Below are 19,181 nucleotides of genomic sequence, written 5' to 3' on the forward strand. Positions count from 1 at the left end.
TCCGAAAGGGTCAATTCGGCGAAAACGGCCTATCCGCTTTTCAGCAGTTCGCGGCGCTCGCAGCATAATCATGTCCAGAGGTCAGGCCTCTAAAGCCTGATCAAATCTATGCGACAGAACCTGCCCCGACTGCGCTGTTCGATCTGATGGATGACAATGGGTATGCCCGCGAACTCGACTACGGTGAAATCGCGGTATGCCTCTCTGCTGTGCCTGCAACCGTCGCCAGCCCAACCTATGCGCGGGCGCATGTGGCCGAACCTCAAGCAGCGCCGCGAGCGCATTTCAAGTCGAAATGAACTCTCTGAAACTCCTTTTGGAGAACTGCCCAAAATGGGTTGAAATCCAGCAACACAGCAGGCACCGCGCAACGATAGTTGTCGCGCCCCCGCTGGCTGGCAGTGTTGACCCCATTCGCTATTACCTCGAACTCGCCCTCACAGGAAAGGGCGGGGTCTCAGTGAGGGAGCAGCCAGAACATCGCCGATTTCCTGAATTCTGTATGGAGCGTCACATAAATCCAGGGGGCACCTTTTGCCTCGAATACGGGTCTGAAGACAGGCTTGGCGATGTCGATGCGGCCAATCGATGGTGGTCGAGCTTGGAGACCTTTCTTCATAATCAGGAGTACGCTGCAAAACGCAGGGAGTGGCCTCTCGCTGCGGGATTGAGCCATGGGGAAGCTGCGCTTGAACAGCTCGCCATGGAAGAGCTCGCCAAGCCTTTGGGGTGGATTGACGAACTCCTTGGAGGAATGTTTCGCGATCGAGGATGGCTTGCCGAAAAACTCCCACGCGCAACAAAGAAACTGGATCGCGTTGTGAATGCGAGGACGCCCTGTCCTCGTGGTTGTACTTGGAAACACAAATCCCTGAGAAAAAATTCATGCGAACTGGATCGCTGTGAAACCGGTTGTCGAAAGCAGCACAAGCCGATCCTTCGTGCAGACTGCCCAAATCGGCGGGTCGTCGAAGAAATCGTACTGCGTGAGCATCGAAGACGAGCGATTGAGGCAGCACTAGTTGCTGACCTGAAAGGGAAAAAAAACTTATGCTGTGGGACAATGAAGAACTGCCCGCTCCGATAGGACACGGCGGCTGAAGCAAGATCCGCATAGAAGTTGGGCCGGACTCTAATCGAGCGTGGAAGAAGAATCGCGTGGCAGGTCACACAACCCCCGCGTCCTCCAACTGCTCCCGCTCTGGCAGATCCGCGAGAGTCGCCAGATCAAATGCAACAAGGAACTGCTCGGTCGTCACAAAGGTGTAGGGCGCACCGCGGCGTGGCGATCGTGGCCCGGTCCCGATCAAGTCGCGCGCATGCAGCCGCCCGATCAGGTCACGGCTGATCTCCTTGCCAAAGATATCCTTCAACCCGTCGCGCGTAATCGGTTGATGGTAAGCGATGGCGGCCAGAACCGCGACGTCGAATTCGCTCAGATCGAGTAGCTGGTCCCCGACATCTGCCGCCGCGCGGATCGCGGGGGCGTAGGTGGCACGCGTGCGGAACATCCAGCCGCCAGCAACCTGGGCGATCTCGAAGGCCCGCCCCTCCAGATCGGCGGCAAGGTCCTCGACCAGCAGATCCACCGAGGCCCCCTGCCCGACGATGCGGGCAAGGTCTTCACGCGGGACCGGCGCGGCCGAGGCAAACAGCACCGCCTCGATGCGGCGCATCCATTCACGCCAGCGCAGCTCGGGCGGCAGGTCGGACAGCTCGCGATCCAGATCGGGGTCAGGGCGATCCTTTGCCATCGCTACAGCCCGTAGAGCCGGAAGGTGTCGCGCCCGGTCAGCTCGCGCACGGCGCCGAGGTCAACCAGCCGGTCACATAGCCGCCGCGCGGCGCGATCCGGTAAAGGCAACGCCGCAGGCACGACCGCATCGCGGGTCAGAAACATCCCGACCGCCTTCCCGGCCCCTTTTGCTCGCAGCTTTGGTGCGACCGCTTTCAAATGCGCCGCCCGACGCGCGAGATCGGCAGCCTGCCGGACAGCCTCGGCCCCCGATGATACAAGGGCGCGATGGCAGGCGAGACGCAAGTCGTCGCCTTGCTTGCGCAGGTCAGCGCGTTTCAGGCCCGGGGCCAGCAGCGGCACGACACGATCCCAACCGAGGGCTTGGGCAAGGGCCGCATCCGCGAGGACCAGCGCCGCAACCTCCTCCCGCGGGGCATCGACCAGAACGGCCTCCAGCACTGCCGCTGCTCGAGCTACCGGCCCGCCCTGCCCTGCATCGAGCCAAACTGCTATCCGCGCTGGATCGAGTTGCGGCAAGGCCCGGTGCAAGGTCCCGATCGACACCTGCCGCTCCGCCGCGCGTTGCCAAGCCTGACAGACCGCGCCCGCCGGACCGGTCAGATCGCCCGGACGCAGCAGATGCACCGCATCGCGCAACTCCCCTGCCCGCTCGGGCCGACCGGCAAACGCGACACAAGCTTCGGCCGCGCGCAGCGCGAGGCGGTCTCGCAATAAGGCTTGGGGCACATCCGCGCGTCCCAACACAAGATGCAGGTGGGTCAGCGCTGCGCCCGACAAAAACGCAACATCTTCAAGGGTTTCAGCGCGTGCAGAGGTGACCCAGGCGGGCATCCGGGGTAACGTGTCTGGGTCGGTGATGTGATCCGGTCGGGCAACTGTCATGACCAAAGCCTATATCACCACGGCGTTTTTCGCCACAAAAATGCATAGAAACCGCCCCACCTTCCCGTATCGTATCATGTCCAATAAGTTTGCATTATCGGACATACTGGAAGATACTGCGAGACAGGTGAGTTTCATCGCCGGATTCAATGGAAAATGCCCTCAGAGATCGAAAAACCGGGGTCAGCGCGCTCTGATGAGCTTGATGGTTCCCACATCACCAAGAGCGATCAGGATGAACGCGACGACATCGCCCTGCCCTCTCGTGTCGCCGGGTCTGGCAGCCTCGATCGTCTGGTGGATACCGCACGCGACTACGCCCGCGCCGCAGCGTCGGACAATACGCTGAAGGCCTATGCCAAGGACTGGGCACATTTCGCCCGCTGGTGTCGGATGAAAGGGGCCGAGCCGGTGCCTCCCTCGTCCGAGATGATCGGGCTTTACCTTGCGGATCTCGCCGCCGGGTCGGCGCCCCGTGCCCTCTCGGTCTCGACAATCGACCGCCGCCTGTCCGGCCTTGCCTGGAACTACGCGCAGCGCGGCTTTTCGCTGGATCGCAAGAACCGTCACATCGCGGCGGTGCTGGCCGGGATCAAACGCAGGCATGCGCGCCCGCCTGTGCAGAAGGAAGCGATCCTGCCCGAGGATATTGTCGCGATGGTCGCCACCCTGCCGTTCGACCTGCGCGGGCTGCGGGACCGGGCGATCCTGCTGCTGGGCTATGCGGGCGGGCTGCGCCGCTCTGAAATTGTCTGCCTTGATGTGCACAAGGACGACACGCCCGGCAGTCGCGGCTGGGTCGAGATCCTGGACAAGGGCGCCCTGCTGACGCTGAACGCCAAGACCGGCTGGCGCGAGGTCGCGATCGGGCGGGGGTCCAGGGATCAAACCTGCCCGGTCCATGCGCTCGAGCAATGGCTGCACTTCGCGAAGATCGACTTCGGCCCAATCTTCACCGGCACCTCGCGCGATGGCAAACGGGCATCCGAAACCCGGTTGAACGACAAGCATGTCGCGCGCCTGATCAAGCGCACGGTCCTCGACGCCGGCATCCGGTCGGACCTGCCCGAGAAAGACCGCCTGGCACTGTTCTCCGGTCACAGCTTGCGCGCCGGTCTCGCCAGTTCGGCAGAAGTCGACGAGCGCTATGTCCAGAAGCAGCTTGGCCATGCAAGCGTCGAAATGACCCGCCGTTACCAGCGCCGCCGCGACAGGTTCCGGGTGAACCTGACGAAGGCCGCCGGTCTGTGAGCGCTTGCCTTTCCCGTGGTTTGGTTTTCGCGTGCGGATCGAACGGAAAGCCGAAACAGGGTTTCGATGCAAACAGCACATGGCCTGTCACGCCGCCTGCCCGCTGAGCCTGCCATAGAAGCTGCGCTCGAGATGCAGATCCCCTGCCCCGGCTTTCTCGACCATGCCCCGTAGATAGCCGCCCGGCGAGGCCACCTCGCCCGCGCTGTGCTTTTCGAACACAAGCGCGAACGCCGCCGTCGCCAGCTGTTTGCCCATTCTGTCCTGGGTGATGTTCCACGCAAGCGCCGAGATCCCGATCATCGGGCTGAGTTGCCCGGCAACCCGATGCAGATCGCCCCAATCCCGGACGAATCCGCCCATATTGCGTGCCCATGATGCGAACTCTGGACAGGCCTGCAGGATTGTCGGCAGATCCAGCACGGCTCGTTTCTTGCGCGTTTCGGCAACCAAGGTTTCCAGATCCCTGCCGACCGGCTCTTTGGCCAGAGCGTTGGGCACCGTGGCCGCTGGTTTCCCGGATTTCGGGGTATTACTAGTTACAAGATCAAGTTGATTTGTAGTTGGTATATGAGGTTCGGAAATGACCTCCCTGGGGGTCGTTTCCTGAGTATTCCCGGGCGTTTCGGCGGCGTTGTCGGCAGAGTTCTCCACAGGTTTTACCGCGCCGGTCGCCCGGAGATAGGCCGCCTCGACCCGTTGCTGAAGGTCCTTGAACCAGGACAGCAGCCTCGCAAGCTGCTCTGAATCTTGGTGGCGGCGCGGAAGCCGGCCCAGAAGTTCATTGAAAAGCCCCATGAACTGCGCCCAAGGGCCATGCAGCGCGCTGCTGACAGCCGCCTCGATCCGGGCGCGGATCATCCGGCGCGCCACGGTGATCTGGCGCTTGAGGCGCTGGCACAGCTCGCGCTCAGCCTGCAACCGGGCATGCAGGTGTTCGAATTCCTCGACCCGCGCCGACAGCGGCGACAGATCGAAGCCATAGGCCTCGACGATACGCCCGTCTGCGTCCCTGCGGCCCCAACGCTTGCCATTGGGGCTGTCCTGAAAACAGAGCACGCCATGCTCGGCCAGCCGCCGCGCGTGGCGCTTGAGGGCCGATAGCGAAAACCCCGTCTGTTCCATCAGATAGGCGTTCGACGCCCAGACGATCGGGCGCTGCCCCTCGTTCCAGTCCTGCGCCTGGGTAAACGCCCCCAGCGTATCAAGAAGCATCATGTCGCCGGCCTTCAGGCCGATATGCGCGCCAACGCGCTTGAGCGCGACAAACGCCCGAGTTTTGGGTACTGCTACCCGTTCACCGGCTTGGGCAAGCTGCTCAGCAACCCCAAGACCCGGTGTCGGCTTGCGCCAACCTGTATGTTTCATGCCTGTATCTCACCTCCGGTTATGTGGAGGCAAAAGAATGCCGTTCGCTCAGAAGCGTTCGTCGTTGACAGCGATCCCTGTGAGACTTATCCTTAAGGCGACCAAACCAATAAGATCAGCTCTCAGGCCACACCGCTTGGGGGCTTTTCTTTTGCCTTTACGTTGCTCGTTGCTGCGTTCTCTCTTCTCCTTATTGTTCTGAAGACCTTGCCGCCGACAGTGTTGTCAGTCGGTGCCCTTCTCCGGGCTCTGGGCGCTCAGATAGCTTGCGACGAGATCTCCAAGCTTTTCGAGACGCTCCTGGTCAATCGGCACTCCTGCAACCTTGATGGACAGGTTTCCATCCACAGAAGTGACCGAGAGATTTCGGTTGCCCACCTTGCGTTTCACCGTGATCTTTCGGGGCTTGGCCTTCGGTTTGGGCTTTGATTTGTTCGCCCTCTCCAGACCCGCGAGGGCCGCCTGCAGATCGCGAAAGCTCATGTCGTAGGCATTCTTGAACGCGTTCAAGATTTGATCCTGCGCAGCGAATACGGACCGTGCACGCGAGACCAGGCTCTCATGCACGCCAATCTTTTTCGCGAAGGCGACGGCCGTCAGCTTTTCCGCGCCCGACGCCAGTGTCTCATACATTTCACCGATCGAAACCAGGCGCTCGAAGGGGCTGAGGTTTTCACGCTCTTCATTTTCGCGGAACCGAAGGAACAACATTTCGAATTTGCTGTTCTCGGCGCTGCGCGCGTCAGGCGGGGCAAGAATTGCACGAAGAGGCACCCCGAGTTCCGACGCGGCCGCCAGTCGGCGACGCCCCGTCAGCATAACGAATGCAACGCCATCCACATTTGTCGGATCCAACGGATCCGGTGTCCAGTGCGGATCCTCGGGCCAGACCAGAATCGGGGTGTCCTGCCCGTTCGCGGCAATGCTGCCAACCAAGGACCTGAAAGCGTCCTGCGACATCCAGTCCTGTCGGCGGTCGGTCCCCATCGGATCCGAGATCTGGTACGGCGACAGTCGTATCTCATGGCGCCCGTTCAGGATGTCGGAACAAAGCTCGGACCTGCTGCGCTCCATGGCGGCTTGCGACTGTGCAAGCGCTCCGGACTTCCAGGCGCTGCCGGCACCCTTGAAAGGTGTTGAAACGGCGTCGCCCGCGGTGCTGCCTTCGGCCCCGCTGGCGCGCTCCTTGGGTGTATCGGGGTTGGTGGCCTTGCTGACCAGCGACCTTGGAATACTGCGTTTCATGCGTCACCCTCGCCGTCGTCTTCGTAGAACTCGTCCATCCATGTATCGGCGTAGCCCCGTTCGAGGCCCGGCCAGAGCCGCGACACTATGGCGTCGTTCACGGCATCGGCATTTGTGATGAACCGGTTGATCCCCTTGCGCTTTCCCGGCGTGTCCGGCTCGTATTCGTAGACGGATTGATACACATCCGACGCATTCGAGATCGCGTCGGAACGCAGATAGAACACCGGCAAGATCTCTGTCGGGCAATGTTCCAGCAGGTTCCCGATATGGTTGAGGTCCTGCGCGTTGGAACGTTGCACGATCGTCGGCAACAGCATGTTTGCGCCGGATCCGATCTCGATCCGTTCATGGGCCAGAATGTGCTGAAGCATCCCCAGCAGGCCGCTCACGAAGGTGGACAGCGTCGCGATGTCGAACCCCTTCATGGTTTGCGGAATGACCAGCGAAGACGACGCAATCACGTTGTTCAGCTGAAACAGGGTAAGCGCGGGCTGATAGTCGATGATGATGACATCGAGCGTTTCGGTCAGCGCGGCGTCCAGACGTTGCTGATCGACCTTGCCGTCGACCACCAGTTCATTGGGCAGGGTTTTTGGCGGGTGACCCGCCTTCCAGCGGTCGATGGCATCGCGCAGGTAGCGGTAAAAGCTTTTCTCGGCGGGGGCTTCGCGGACAAGTCGCGCAATCTGGATTTCGCCCTCGGATGTTTCGCCGTGGGCAGGCAGCAGGCGCAGCCCCGGCCATGAGGTCTTGAGAAAGAAGCTGTCAAGCGTTTGCGCATCGTGGTCGGTGTATGGCGCGTCTTCCGACTGAAAGAGACCGGCAAAATCCACCATCGATGCGGTGTTTTCATCGGGCATCTGGGGAAGCCCCTCTCCGCCGACAAAATACAGCGTTATGGTGCTTTGCGGGTCGGCATCCATGACCCCCACACGCATGCCGTAATGCAGGCTGAGATACTGGGCGAAATGCGCGGCGCTCAGGCTTTTGGCGGTGCCGCCTTTCTGGCTCGCGAATGAGATGACGGGCAGGGGGGCGTCGGGCTTGCGCCAGGCAAGATAATCGTAGGGCCGCTTTGCCGAGGCCGCCAGAAGCGCCCGCATCTGCATCAATTCGGACAGCGTGAAAACGCGCTCTCTTCCGACGTATTCGCCTGCGGGAAAGTCGTCGCTCGAATTGGCGAACTTGGTCAGGTACTGAATGCTTACATTCAGGAACCTTGCGCATTGGCGCATGGACCACGTGCGCTTGATGCGCTGACGCAATGTAAGTTCTTTGTTCACTGCCACCATCGTGCGCTCGAGCCCACGTGACAGATCTGTCAAAAACTGTTCTAAACTACCGCTCATATATAAGCCCTGACTTCGGTTGGGTCCGAGTTCGACTCGATTCTGGCGTCATGGTAGCACGGTTATGCGCGAAAGATAAAGATACCACGCGCCTATGAATTTCAGGCGCATATTTGGCAGCTTTGTCGTTACCAAACCATCAATCTTGAACGCGTTCAAGATCGACGGTTCGACCGGACGCCCGCCTGCTTTGCGCCGCATCTTTGCCATCGCACGAGATGACCTCCCGCAGTGACAGGCCGCCCTGGCTTGCGGCCACGCAGCGAGGTCGAAGCCGTGTCTGTGCAAGATCAGGGCGCAGCCTTCGGCGCCATCCTTGCTGCCAGGCATCCTGCCAAAATGTTCCCGCCCAAGGTCAAATTTTTTAACGGGAACAGAACCGCTCCTGCCCGGTTTCCGGTGCAGAAAACACGAAGCGGAGACCTGCAAGATGATTGGAACCGAACCCCGGGCGGACCATCTGGTGCAGAACCTGATGGCGCTTGAACAGGATATGCTGGCCGCGTGCGAAACCTTGCGCGACAGGCTTTCGTCGCGGGATCATTTCGACAAGGCGGAAATGACCTGTCAGCAGTTGCCGGCGCATATCCAGGAACTGCGCGACTATGCCGAAAGGGTCGGCGTCACCCCGACCGAGGGCGGCGACCTGCGGGCGCTGCTGACCGTTGGGCGGGTCGAACTCGCCGCACTTGCGGGCGACGACAAGACCCTGCTGCGCGCGATGTCGCGCAACGAAAGCACCCTTGTCGACGCCTGGCAGAACGCGATGGCGAACCCCGAAACCCCGCCGGATCTGATGCCGCTCGCGGAAGCCGCGCTAACCGATGCAAGCCACCACCGCGCGTGGCTGCGTGATGCCGCCAAGGCGTAGAACCCCCTCTGGAACTATGTAAAACAAAGGAGAAAACGATGTTCCATCATTCCTCGCGCCTGCAGTACGAAGTTCGCGTCGATTCCCCCAATCCGGCCTTTGCCAAGCACTTGCAGCAGGCCATCGGCGGTATCGAGGGCGAAATTCGCGTCGCGATGCAGTATTTCTTTCAGGCGATGGGCGCGCGCGGCGATTCCAAATATCGCGACATGCTGATGATGACCGCCACCGAAGAGCTGAGCCATATCGAATTCCTCGGCCACGCCGTTGCGCTGAACCTTGAGGGCGCGCCGGTGTCGATGCAGGACGAGGCCGCGAAAGACCCGGTGGTGCACGCCATCCTGGGCGGCATGAACCCGCGCCACATCCTGTCTTCGGGCCTGTCGGCGATGCCGGTCAATTCCAACGGCGTGCCCTTCGACATGAGCCACGTCTACGCCACCGGCAACCTTGCCGCCGACATGATGGCCAATGCCACGGCGGAATCCGGCGGGCGTGTGCTGGCAAGCCGCCTTTACAACATGACCGGCGATGCGGGCATGCGCGACATGCTGTCCTTTCTGATCGCGCGCGACACCATGCACCAGCAGCAGTGGCTTGCGGTGATCGAGGAACTGGGCGGCTGGGAACAGCAGCTTCCGATCCCCAATTCCACCCCGACCGCGCACGAGGCGACGGAACACAGCTACTATTTCCTCAACACCTCGCTGGACGAGCCGACGCCGCAGGGCCGCTGGACCGCAGGGCCGTCGCTTGACGGGCGCTCTGAATTCTCGGTGCGCGAAAAGGTCGAACCGCTGGGCCAGAAGCCGACGCTGGGCAAGGCAAAGCCCCATTCCGGCGCCCAGTCGGAACAGACCTGACCCCCCGTGCGGCGCAGGGCGGCATGCCACCTTGCGCCGACCTTGCCGGGCGGCAATCGAACCCAGAGCCGAAAAGGATAAACGCCATGGCAAACGCCGACCGCAAATCTTTCGGGCCGGGCCAACAGGACCACGGCAAGGGCAGCGCCGAAGGCGGGATGTCCCCGGCCGATGTCAACCCGCTTCCCGACAACGAGATCCTGTCGAACCGCGACACCTCGCGGCATTCCGACCAGCGCGGGCTGGACAGCGCGCATGTTCAGACGCGCCAGTTCCACCAGCACGTTGACAATCATCAAGAGGGCAAGGGCGAACCCGGCAAGGCCGCCAGCAAGGGCAAACTTGCCGACGAGCGCCCCGGCCCCGAGGACCGCATCACCGGCGGCTCTGGCCCCGAGTGACACATAGCCGCAAACGGAGACTTCACAAATGGCCTATCCCCGCCCCCCGTTTCCCCAACAGACCCAGGACCTGCCCGGCAGCACACAGGACATGCAGCCCGTTCCCGACCATGGCGAAGACAGCTATCGCGGGTCGGGGCGGCTGGCCGGGATGGCCGCGCTGATCACCGGCGCCGACAGCGGCATCGGCCGGGCCGTCGCGCTGGCCTATGCACGTGAAGGCGCTGACGTGGCAATTTCCTACCTGTCCGAAAGCGCCGAGGCTGACCGCACGCGCGAACTGGTCGAACAGGCGGGGCAGCGCGCGTTGGTGCTGCCCGGCGACATCCAGTCCGCCGAGCATTGCCGCGAGATCGTCGCGCGCACCGCCGACAGCTTCGGGCGGCTGGATATTCTGGTGAACAATGCCGCGCATCAGATGCATTTCGACACGTTAGAAGACATTCCCGACGAGGAATGGGAGCTGACCTTCCGCACCAACATCTTTTCGATGTTCTATCTGTCCAAGGCCGCCGTGCCGCTCATGAAAGAGGGCGGCGCGATCATCAACGCGGCATCGGTCAATTCCGACATGCCCAACCCCGGGCTTCTGGCCTATGCCAGCACCAAGGGCGCGATCCAGAACTTTTCCGCCGGGCTGGCGCAATCGTTGGGCGCGCGCGGCATCCGGGTGAACTGCGTGGCGCCGGGGCCGGTGTGGACCCCGCTGATCCCCGCGACGCTGCCCAAGGACAGCGTGGCCAATTTCGGCGCCAACTACCCGATGGGGCGCCCGGCGCAGCCCGCCGAGCTTGCGTCGGCATACGTGATGCTCGCCGATCCGGCGTCAAGCTATACCTCGGGGGCGACCATCGCGGTGACCGGCGGAAAGCCGATCATATAACACCGGTGCGCTTTCAGGGAATGGCGCGCTGCGGGCGCCCCTCGCGCGGCAGCGCGAGGGGTATCGTTTCAGGCCCGGCTGACGCGCGCGCATGGGGCAGGGGGCCTCGCCCGGTGTTCAGGACACCGCATCAGCCCGAGGCGCTGCGCCAGTTGAGTGCCCGCCGGAGGTTATCTCCGGGCAATCGTGAACACGTCGATGCCGCGCCCAAGGCGCGGCTGCCGCTCGCCCTCGTATACCCGACCACTGGCGCGATGATCCGGGCGCCTCACATCTGGGCGGCGATCCAGGCGGGATAGTTCACGTTGCGCCGCGCGCCCACCCCAAGCACCCCGACAACGCGTTCCATGTCGGCCCGCGCCGCGCCTTCGATGGCGACGGTCCAGAATGTCACCCCTGCGGGAATTTCCAGCTGGGTCGCTTCCGCTTCGCAACCGCCCAAGGGGAATTTCCGCCGGATCTTGCGCAGCGCAAAGACCCGGTTGCCCTGCGCGGCAAAGGCTTCGGTGATATCGTCGGCGCTGTAGGTCCGGCCCGGGTCCAGCGCGGGAAACCCGGCGGCGCCGGAAAACACCGCCAGTTCCGCCCCGGTGGCGGGCAACGCCACGCAGCCCCGCGGCGACCAGCGTTCGAACGGCCCGCAGGTATCCGTCAGCCGCTTGCAGTCAAGCGCTGCCGCGCCGCGCAGCTTGAAGGTCTGGTGGGGGTGCCGCAGCCCCGGCGGGGTAAAATACACATCCGTCCGCCGCTCGGGCGGGCCAGGCGTCGCCATCCCCGCAAGGCGGGATCGCACCTGCGCCAACTGCGCACCGAAAATCCTGAACTCAAGCCGATCCATTCGCGTCTCCGTCTTTGCTTGCCAAACCGCCGGGCACCGGCAGGGGTTCCGCGCCGCCGGGAACATCCTGCAAAACTTGCCCTGGTTTTGCGCCGGTTTCGCCGATGTCGCTTGGGCAACAAGCCGAACTCAAAAGCGGCAGACCGCGATCTTGACCGAACCGTGGAACCGAGCCCCGCCCCGAGGGGTTGCTTCGACGCATCGCCTTTGCGGCGGTTCGAAAGGGCGAGAATGAAGCCACGCCGCGGTTCTGGGTCGGATGTTCCGGCACCACGACCCGGGCGCGGCGCAACCTTCGAAGAACGCACCCGACCCTGTTTCAGGACAAGACCGAGGCGGGCCGCACCGACCGCTTCGGAACAATCAATTACCGCAGCGACGCGGAGATAGCCGAAAGGAAAGCACATGATCACGCGACTAATACTGGGGGCGGCGGCGCTTGGCGCGATCGCCCTGTTCCGCAAACCCCGGACCCCGGAGCCCGAGCTGCCTGTCCGCGACGCCGGACCGTCGCAAATGCGCAACCCGCCGCCCACCTGGGATCGCACGGATGAGGCGATCGACGAATCCTTCCCGGCCAGCGATCCGCCCGGAACCTATTGATTTCGCTTGAAAGAACAAAACAAGGGGCCGACGATTTCGCCGGCCCCTTTCGCGTTCAGGCGGCTTGGGGCGCACCAAACGGCCCGCCCCGGCGCAAATCATTCAGCGACCGAGAACGCGCCGCAGGCGATCCGCCCTCCCGCATCGCCCGAGGGCTGGCTTTCGTAGTCGTCGATGCCGTCGTGCACCACGAATGCGGCGCCGTCATCGTCCAACAGGTCACGTTCGACCTCGAGCAGCGGCAGGAACACCTCGACCTCGCCAACGCCGTCTTCCTTGACGGTCAGGTTGGGCATGTCGCCCGGGTGCGGGCCGTCCTGGGACAGCACGCCGTGGCTGCGATCCCCGGCGATATGCCCGCCGGCCGAACTGAAATCATCGGATTCGCAATCGCCCGTTTCGTGCAGGTGGATCGCGTGGATGCCCTCGGGCAGGTTCATCAGCGTCACCGTCGCCAGCGCCATCCCCGAAGGGGTGTCGCGCACGCTGACAGCGCCCAGATCGGTGCCGTCAAGGCCCTGCACCTCGGCGGAGGTTTCAGCGGCGTGAAGGGCGGGGGCGAGAACGCAAAGCGCCGCCGCCGTCAGGGTAAGGGATTTCATCGTCATCTCCTGCTAGCGAATGCCCGGCGGGGCCCGGGTCACTTGGCAAAACCGGCCCGGGGCCCATAGGTTCCAGCGCCGCCCCCAAAGGAACATCCGCAAGGCACAGGTGTTTGCCCAGCGAACACAGGAGGACAGGCGATGGAAGACACGGTTTCGCCGCCGACGGGCGGACTTGGCGACGCGGGGGCCATCCCGCTGGTCGACTGGCGCGAACACGCGCTTTTCCTGGATTTCGACGGCACGCTTGCGCCGCTGGTGGACCGCCCCGAAGATGCGCGCCCATCCGGCGACACGCTGGCCCTGCTGGACCGGCTGGCCCATGCGACGCAGGGGGCCATCGCCATCGTGTCGGGCCGCGCGCTGGATGATCTGGCGCAACGGGTGGGGCCGCTGCCGCTGGCGCTTTCGGGCTCGCACGGGCTGGAAATCCGGCTGGCGGACGGGCGCGCCTTGCCCCCCGCGCAGGGCGAAGGCGGGCTGGATGCCGCCTTTGCCGATCTCAAACCCCTTGCGGATGATGCGGGCCTGCTGATCGAGGACAAGCCCGGTTCGGTCGCGCTGCATTACCGCAACCGCCCAGAAGATGCCGACCGTTTCCGCCAGCAGGTCGCACAGGTCGCCGCCCGCCACGATCTGCGCCTGCTGCACGGCCACATGGTGAGCGAGGCCGCCCTGCGCGGCATCGACAAGGGCGCCGCGCTAAGGCGCCTGATGCAGGAGTCGGCCTTTGCCGGGCGGCGCCCCGTGATGATCGGCGATGACACCACCGACGAAGACGGGTTTCGCGCCGCGCAGGCGATGGGCGGCTTCGGGCTGCGCATCGGCGATGTGTAAACCGTCGCCGCGCAAGACCCCGATGACCCCGGCGTGCTGATCCTGTCGCGCTTTGCCGGGGCGGCCGAAGACCTGACCGAGGCGCTGCTGGTCAACCCCTATGACATCGACGAGATCGCCGCCGCCTACCACGCCGCCTTTACAATGCCGCTGGAAGAACGCCGCGCCCGCCACGCCGCCAGCATGGAGGTGGTGCGCCAGACCGATGCCGCGCTTTGGGCTGACCGGTTCCTGGCCTCGCTGCGCAGCTGCGTGCCGACGCTGGGGGCGTCTTTCGGGGGCATTTCGCCTTTTGCGCGCCGCTCGAACGGCGGCTACGACACGCGGCAGCAGATCGAAGAGCCGATCAAGTAACCCCGCGCGCCGGGTGTGGGGGAAGTGCCCGGCAGGGCTGTTGCCCCGTCATCCTGCGCGCAGGCCTGGGGCGACGAAACCGCCTTGCCGCGAAAACAACGCGGCAAGGCGCTCTGCAGGCCAGACGGGTTTCAGGGCAGGAATGATCAGGGCAGGGGGGTCACGGCCCTGTTGCGGCTTGCCGCGCCGGACCCGTCATGTGCGCCGTGCTGTTCAGGAGGGTCGTTGGCGGGGCAGCCATACGATGCTTGCATGATGTCCCGGTCACCCGTCGCCCGGACTGCGGTGACCGGTGGAAGCGTCGAAAATCAGTCTGGATCGGCGGTTTCGTCCTGCTCGGGCATGGTATCGGTGCGCAACGTCTTGCCCTCTGGGGTCAGCAACGCCCAGTAGCCGCCAAAGCTGAAAACGCCCTGGCCCTGCGGTTCCTCGCCGGGCTGGTCGCGGTAGAACTGGAACAGAGGCTGATCGCCATATTGCGCCACTTTCCGACCCCGCCAGTCGAGCGTGTCGGCCATTGCCGCGTCAAGCCCGTCGCCCACGGTCACGTCGCCATCGACGATCAGCACCGGCCAATTGTCGCGGCAGGTGACTTCGCACGATTGCAGGGCATCCTGCCCGTCTCCGATTTTCAGCTCTGTCAGCATCGCGTAGACGGGGCGCCCGTCCGGCCCCAGAACGTAGGGCCCGAATTCTTCGCTGGCCGCCAGCGTCAGTGTGGGCGCCCCGGCATCCTGCGCCGCCAGCGCGGTGCCGCATGCCGCCATCGCGGCAAACAGGCTCATGACAGTGAATTTGTGCATTGATTCCTCCGGCTTGGGCTTGTGGACACAGGCCCAACCTGAACGGGGCCGATATGTTCCTGCTGCGCGGGTACAATGCGCCCTTCGGGCCGTTCAGGGGGCTGTTTCGTTGCGGCCATCCGGCGCGATGCCCTGCAATCAGGCACTGCCGGGCCGGCGACGCCGGCAGGCTCAGGGGCTTTCGCCCACCTCGTCCGCCTTGACCGCCCCGCGGCGGCCCATCGGAAGATCGCGCCCCGTGGTGCTGTCATGGCGGGTCTGGTGTTCCATCTCGGAATTGATCTCGGCGCCCAGCAGCACGATATAGGCTGACAGCCACAGCCACGTCAGCAAGATGATGACCCCGCCCAGCGTGCCATAGGTTTCGTTGTAGCTGCCGAAGCTGCGCACATAGAGCGAAAAGCCCAGCGAGCCCGCGACCCACAGCACCGTCGCGATGACCGCCCCCCAGGTGACCCAGCGCCATTCGGGGTCCTCGCGCGAGGGGCCAAAGCGGTACAGCACCGCAAGCCCCGCCACCGAAAGCACAGCAAGCAGCAGCCAGCGGCCCCATTCGATCACCGCGACGATGCCGCCCGGCAGGCCCATCCCGCCCAGCAGCGCAGGCAGCACGACAACCACGGCGATGGACAGCAAAAGCCCGAACACCAAAAACAGCGTCAGGCCCAGCGACACCGCCAGTTTCTTGAAGAACCCGCGCTTTTCATCCTCGTCATAGGCGATGTTCATGCCCTCGATCAGGGTGCGCATGCCCTTGGACGCGCCATAGATCGACAGCGCGGCCCCCAGCAGCGCGGCAAGGCCCAGCCCGGTCTGCCCGCTAGAGGCCACCGCCCGCGCCTGCGTCTCGATGATCGCGGCGGCGTTTTCGGGAAGCACAGCCAGAAATTCGGCCAGCTGTGTTTCGATCGTCGCGGGGTCGGTCACCAGCGCGGCCACCGACATTACCGCCCCGATGGCAGGGAACAGCGCCAGCAACCCGAAAAAGGCCACCCCCGCCGCCACCACCGAAACGTGGTCGCGCGACAGTTCGGCGTAGACCCGCAAGAAGATGTCGCGCCACCCGGCGGCGGGAATGTCAGAGGGGCGTATGGCGCCGCGGCCGCGTCGGTCTGATCCGTGCATGGTGTCTCTCCGCAAAGCTGAGCGGGGGGAACACCCCGCCGCCCGTGTGGTTCCCGCGCAGCGGCGCGGCACGAAAAAATCCCTTCCGGCAGGAACCGCCGTTCACGCCGCGTGTTATCGAAACATCAACGAAACGGATCGCGGGCCACCCGCCAGCAGAATGCAGATGCAGTTTCCCCGTCGACCCCGCGTCGACGGCACGGCGGCTTTTTGCCCTGAAAAGCCAGGCACTGCCGATCCGGTTCAACACTGCCACCGCGTTCCCGGGCCACGCCCGGGGAACACAAAAGACAGAGAGCGACATGCAAGACCTTGATCACAACACCCGCGACGTCGGGCAGGAGGCAGGCGAAGACCTCAAACGCTCTGCTGAACGCCTGAGCGACGACGCCCGCAACGCTGCCGAAAGCGTCGGCACCCGCGCCCGCGAAGAAGCCACCCATCAGGCCGACCGCGCCAAATCGGGCGTGGCATCCGAGCTGTCGGGCATTGCCCGGGCGCTGAATTCGGCCGCCGCAGAACTGCGCCACGGCTCGCCGCAGGAACGGGCCTTTGAACAGGTCGCAGGCAGCCTTTCGGGCGTCTCGGATGCCATCCGCGATCGCGATCTGGCCGACCTTGCCGCAGACGTAAGCGCCTTTGCCCGCCGCAACCCGCTGGGCTTTCTCGGGGGGGCCGCGCTGGCCGGGTTTGCCGCCACACGTTTTGCCAAGGCGTCAGGCGCGCCGCGCCCCGGCGCCGACGCGCCCTATAACGCACCGTCTGGTCAGGTCACAACCTCGGCCCCCACCTCGGCCCCGGCCACCGCGCCGGAAACCCGTCCCGACGATGTCATGGCGCCCGCCGTCATCCCCGCCACCTACCTCACGCCGGGAGAGCACTGATGTCCAGCACCGATACCCGTACCCCGCAGGGCGCGCGCACCCAGATCCGCGACACCGGCAACCTGCTTGGCCAGGCGATCCAGCAGGTCATCGCGCTGATGCGCGGCGAGATGGACTTGTTCCGCGCCGAGCTTGACCAGAACGTCAAAAAGGCCGGCGGCGCCGTTGGCATGATCGTGGGCGGCATCGTCCTTTTGCTGGTGGCACTGAACGTGCTGGCGGGGGCCGCGGTGACCGCGATCGTCGCAGCCGGGCTGTCGCCGCTGTGGTCGGCGCTGATCGTGGGCGGCGTGCTGCTTGTCATCGCCATGATCCTCGTGAAATCGGGGCAGGGCAACCTGAAACTTGCCTCGCTCGCCCCGACCCGGACCCGTCGCAACCTGGAACGGGATCGCGACGCCGTCGCAAAGGAAATGAGCAATGACTGACAAACGCACCCCAGACGAGATCGAACGCGAGCTGGAACGCAATCGCGCCGCGCTGCAGGATACCATCCGCACGCTGGAATCGACCTTTACCCCTGACACCATCTTTCGCAGCATCGCCGACACTGTCGGTCGCCACGGCGAAGACTTCGGCCGCTCGACCATGGATGCCGCCCGCGCCAATCCGCTGGCGCTTGGCGTTACCGCCGTCGGTCTTGGCTGGCTGATGTTCGGCAAGGGCCCGTCTGCCGACAAGATCGCCGACACCGCGTCCCGCGCCTCGGGCAGCGATCAGGGCGACAGCCGATATGGCCCCTCTGACACCGCCAGCTTTACGCCGCCGCGCGGCCCGGTTCCGGTGGGCGAAATCGGCCCCAGGTCGCAGGGGCTTTCGGCGGCGCAAAAGGCTCGCGCCAAATGGTACCGGACAGAAAACTACGTCAAGTACGGCGCGAATTCCGCCTCTGACCACGCCGGGGCCGCCCGGGACGGCGCAGCCCATGCCAGGGCGCGCGTGCGCGACCGGTCCAGGGAATTCGCCGACCAGCTGTCCGAAGGCACCGAACGTCTGAGCGCCGAGGCGCGCGAACGGGTGATCGCCGCGCGTGAACGCGCCATTCTGGCCGGTGAGAGCCTGCGCCGCACCGGCGGAGATATCAACCGCAAGGCGCGCAGCGGCGCCGACCGGGCGGTGGAGTTCTTCGAGGAAAACCCGCTTGTGGCAGGTGCCCTTGCGCTTGCAGCGGGGGCGTTCGCCGCCGGCAGCCTGCCGCGCACCCAGTTCGAAGACGAGCATTTCGGCGAACACAGCGACCGTCTTTATGACGAGGCCGAGGCCCTGTTCCAAGAGGAACGCGCCAAGGCCGAACGCGTCGCCGGCGCCGCGCTGGACGAGGCGCGTACCATTGGTGGCGAGCTGCGCGCGGATGCCGATGCGGCCAGCCGACGGCTCAAGGACGCGGCAGATCGCGAAACCTCTGGCGATGGGTCCGCGGCGGATGCCGCCGTCACCCGGGCCGAGGACGCAGTGCAGCGCATTTCCGACGCCGCCCGCGAACAGGCCGCTGACGAAGATCTGGGCCCGCATCGCGGCTGACGCGCTGACTGGGCTGATTGGCAGGAAAGCACCCGCAGCGCTGTTGCGGGTGCTTTTGCATGTGCGGGCGCAGCTCGCCCAGTCGCCGGATATCGCCGCGACGGCAAAGGCGGCCTGGCTCGTCATCGGCCACGGTCAAACCGTGGAATCTGGTGCCCATGCCAGCACCATCACCTTATGGCAGCGCGCTGCCGCGCCGGGATTTGCCGGGGGCCTCTGTGGTATCGCGAAACCGTTTCATCGGCGTTTGCCGATGCGTCAGACAGCGCCCGCAGGTGGAACAATCGCGGCACAGAAAGGTTTGCTCAAGGATCTTCATGAGGAACGAGGTAGGTGCAATGAGCGGCGAGAACGATACAGAAGCGGCTCCGCGCAGCGGCGGCGCCGAAGCCGCCAGGCTTCGCGACGACATTGATCGGGGCGCGACGGGTGAAAAGATCGCCTTTTCCGACCCGGCAGCCGCGCCTCTGGGCACCGACGCCGAAGCCGGCGGCACCCCGACGGACGCCGCCGCGATGGCCAACGCCCGCAAGGCGGAAACCGCGGCCCAGGAGTCGAGCCAGCCCAAGAAGACCCCCGCGCAGCTGCAGCGCACGGCCCACCCCTGGGGCCTTGCCATAATCGTGATGGTCGCCGGTCTGGGTCTGGGCCTTGTCTTGCTGTGGGTTGGCTGGTGAATGGCAATCGCACCGCAAACGGAACCCGGCGGACTGTTTTGAACCTGCATCGCCGGATCCTT

General features: G+C 64.5%; 22 protein-coding genes. 13 read left to right on the top strand and 9 right to left on the bottom strand.

From position 1 onward, the window contains the following. The first annotated feature begins 295 nt into the window (after positions 1 to 295). Positions 296 to 1,087 (top strand): E2 domain-containing protein, encoded by a 792-nt coding sequence (locus ACSR1C_RS17355; RefSeq protein WP_462596929.1) that lies wholly within the window; start codon positions 296 to 298, stop codon positions 1,085 to 1,087. Between the two features lie 79 nt (positions 1,088 to 1,166). Here ACSR1C_RS17355 and scpB read toward each other — a convergent pair whose 3' ends face one another. Then, positions 1,167 to 1,754, bottom strand: coding sequence for an SMC-Scp complex subunit ScpB (gene scpB / locus ACSR1C_RS17360; protein ID WP_460260492.1), 588 nt, complete (start codon positions 1,752 to 1,754; stop codon positions 1,167 to 1,169). Between the two features lie 2 nt (positions 1,755 to 1,756). Continuing rightward, positions 1,757 to 2,641, bottom strand: a complete 885-nt coding sequence (locus tag ACSR1C_RS17365; protein ID WP_460260494.1) for a DUF1403 family protein — start codon at positions 2,639 to 2,641, stop codon at positions 1,757 to 1,759. Positions 2,642 to 2,797: 156 nt separating this feature from the next. Here ACSR1C_RS17365 and ACSR1C_RS17370 point away from each other — a divergent pair, with 156 nt between their 5' ends. Beyond that, positions 2,798 to 3,892, top strand: coding sequence for a tyrosine-type recombinase/integrase (locus ACSR1C_RS17370; RefSeq protein WP_460260491.1), 1,095 nt, complete (start codon positions 2,798 to 2,800; stop codon positions 3,890 to 3,892). An 87-nt stretch (positions 3,893 to 3,979) separates the two neighbouring features. Here ACSR1C_RS17370 and repC read toward each other — a convergent pair whose 3' ends face one another. From repC to ACSR1C_RS17385, 3 genes are all read right to left on the bottom strand, one after another. Then, positions 3,980 to 5,260: a plasmid replication protein RepC gene (repC, locus tag ACSR1C_RS17375; RefSeq protein WP_054540717.1), complete on the bottom strand. Its 1,281-nt coding sequence runs from the start codon at positions 5,258 to 5,260 to the stop codon at positions 3,980 to 3,982. 225 nt (positions 5,261 to 5,485) lie between these two features. After that, a complete protein-coding gene (locus ACSR1C_RS17380; protein WP_054540718.1) occupies positions 5,486 to 6,505 on the bottom strand; it encodes a ParB/RepB/Spo0J family partition protein in 1,020 nt (339 codons plus the stop codon). Continuing rightward, positions 6,502 to 7,857: a ParA family protein gene (locus ACSR1C_RS17385; protein ID WP_173585998.1), complete on the bottom strand. Its 1,356-nt coding sequence runs from the start codon at positions 7,855 to 7,857 to the stop codon at positions 6,502 to 6,504. The genes ACSR1C_RS17380 and ACSR1C_RS17385 overlap by 4 nt, the downstream gene beginning before the upstream one ends. 430 nt (positions 7,858 to 8,287) lie before the next feature. Here ACSR1C_RS17385 and ACSR1C_RS17390 point away from each other — a divergent pair, with 430 nt between their 5' ends. The 4 genes from ACSR1C_RS17390 to ACSR1C_RS17405 all read left to right on the top strand — a co-directional run bounded on the left by ACSR1C_RS17390 (position 8,288) and on the right by ACSR1C_RS17405 (position 10,875). Continuing rightward, complete coding sequence (locus ACSR1C_RS17390) at positions 8,288 to 8,728, top strand: DUF2383 domain-containing protein (RefSeq protein WP_054540720.1); 441 nt, start codon at positions 8,288 to 8,290, stop codon at positions 8,726 to 8,728. 38 nt (positions 8,729 to 8,766) lie between these two features. Beyond that, positions 8,767 to 9,591, top strand: a complete 825-nt coding sequence (locus tag ACSR1C_RS17395) for a manganese catalase family protein (protein WP_054540721.1) — start codon at positions 8,767 to 8,769, stop codon at positions 9,589 to 9,591. An 86-nt stretch (positions 9,592 to 9,677) separates the two neighbouring features. Continuing rightward, positions 9,678 to 9,992, top strand: coding sequence for a hypothetical protein (locus ACSR1C_RS17400; protein WP_183314814.1), 315 nt, complete (start codon positions 9,678 to 9,680; stop codon positions 9,990 to 9,992). Between the two features lie 28 nt (positions 9,993 to 10,020). Continuing rightward, positions 10,021 to 10,875, top strand: coding sequence for an SDR family oxidoreductase (locus ACSR1C_RS17405; RefSeq protein ID WP_054540722.1), 855 nt, complete (start codon positions 10,021 to 10,023; stop codon positions 10,873 to 10,875). 268 nt (positions 10,876 to 11,143) lie between these two features. On the opposite strand, the gene ACSR1C_RS17410 is transcribed toward ACSR1C_RS17405, so the two are convergent. Continuing rightward, positions 11,144 to 11,713 carry a hypothetical protein gene (locus ACSR1C_RS17410; RefSeq protein ID WP_460260490.1) on the bottom strand — a complete coding sequence of 190 codons (570 nt, stop codon included), beginning with the start codon at positions 11,711 to 11,713 and terminating at the stop codon, positions 11,144 to 11,146. A 405-nt stretch (positions 11,714 to 12,118) separates the two neighbouring features. Between ACSR1C_RS17410 and ACSR1C_RS17415 the strand changes: the two genes are divergently transcribed. After that, positions 12,119 to 12,316 (top strand): hypothetical protein, encoded by a 198-nt coding sequence (locus ACSR1C_RS17415; protein WP_054540724.1) that lies wholly within the window; start codon positions 12,119 to 12,121, stop codon positions 12,314 to 12,316. A gap of 98 nt (positions 12,317 to 12,414) precedes the next feature. Here ACSR1C_RS17415 and ACSR1C_RS17420 read toward each other — a convergent pair whose 3' ends face one another. Then, positions 12,415 to 12,918: a superoxide dismutase family protein gene (locus ACSR1C_RS17420; protein WP_054540725.1), complete on the bottom strand. Its 504-nt coding sequence runs from the start codon at positions 12,916 to 12,918 to the stop codon at positions 12,415 to 12,417. Positions 12,919 to 13,059: 141 nt separating this feature from the next. On the opposite strand from ACSR1C_RS17420, the gene otsB reads away from it, so the two are divergent. Both otsB and ACSR1C_RS17430 read left to right on the top strand, forming a co-directional pair. Then, positions 13,060 to 13,755, top strand: a complete 696-nt coding sequence (otsB, locus tag ACSR1C_RS17425) for a trehalose-phosphatase (protein ID WP_082386793.1) — start codon at positions 13,060 to 13,062, stop codon at positions 13,753 to 13,755. A gap of 33 nt (positions 13,756 to 13,788) precedes the next feature. Beyond that, the gene (locus ACSR1C_RS17430) at positions 13,789 to 14,109 is read left to right on the top strand and encodes a trehalose-6-phosphate synthase (RefSeq protein WP_054540726.1); all 321 of its coding nucleotides are present in this window, start codon (positions 13,789 to 13,791) and stop codon (positions 14,107 to 14,109) included. A 308-nt stretch (positions 14,110 to 14,417) separates the two neighbouring features. Here ACSR1C_RS17430 and ACSR1C_RS17435 read toward each other — a convergent pair whose 3' ends face one another. Together ACSR1C_RS17435 and ACSR1C_RS17440 are read right to left on the bottom strand one after the other, a co-directional pair. Further along, the gene (locus ACSR1C_RS17435) at positions 14,418 to 14,912 is read right to left on the bottom strand and encodes a COG4315 family predicted lipoprotein (protein ID WP_054540727.1); all 495 of its coding nucleotides are present in this window, start codon (positions 14,910 to 14,912) and stop codon (positions 14,418 to 14,420) included. Between the two features lie 171 nt (positions 14,913 to 15,083). Further along, positions 15,084 to 16,037, bottom strand: coding sequence for a YihY/virulence factor BrkB family protein (locus ACSR1C_RS17440; RefSeq protein WP_054540728.1), 954 nt, complete (start codon positions 16,035 to 16,037; stop codon positions 15,084 to 15,086). A 302-nt stretch (positions 16,038 to 16,339) separates the two neighbouring features. Between ACSR1C_RS17440 and ACSR1C_RS17445 the strand changes: the two genes are divergently transcribed. The 4 genes from ACSR1C_RS17445 to ACSR1C_RS17460 all read left to right on the top strand — a co-directional run bounded on the left by ACSR1C_RS17445 (position 16,340) and on the right by ACSR1C_RS17460 (position 19,119). Then, the gene (locus ACSR1C_RS17445) at positions 16,340 to 16,921 is read left to right on the top strand and encodes an ATP synthase subunit B family protein (protein ID WP_054540729.1); all 582 of its coding nucleotides are present in this window, start codon (positions 16,340 to 16,342) and stop codon (positions 16,919 to 16,921) included. Next, positions 16,921 to 17,349 carry a phage holin family protein gene (locus ACSR1C_RS17450; protein ID WP_054540730.1) on the top strand — a complete coding sequence of 143 codons (429 nt, stop codon included), beginning with the start codon at positions 16,921 to 16,923 and terminating at the stop codon, positions 17,347 to 17,349. Before ACSR1C_RS17445 ends, ACSR1C_RS17450 begins: the two co-directional genes overlap by 1 nt. Continuing rightward, positions 17,342 to 18,442: a DUF3618 domain-containing protein gene (locus tag ACSR1C_RS17455; RefSeq protein WP_054540731.1), complete on the top strand. Its 1,101-nt coding sequence runs from the start codon at positions 17,342 to 17,344 to the stop codon at positions 18,440 to 18,442. Before ACSR1C_RS17450 ends, ACSR1C_RS17455 begins: the two co-directional genes overlap by 8 nt. Before the next feature lie 338 nt (positions 18,443 to 18,780). After that, the gene (locus ACSR1C_RS17460) at positions 18,781 to 19,119 is read left to right on the top strand and encodes a hypothetical protein (RefSeq protein ID WP_054540732.1); all 339 of its coding nucleotides are present in this window, start codon (positions 18,781 to 18,783) and stop codon (positions 19,117 to 19,119) included. Positions 19,120 to 19,181 lie beyond the last annotated feature (62 nt).

This window comes from Actibacterium sp. D185-2 (assembly GCF_054954595.1).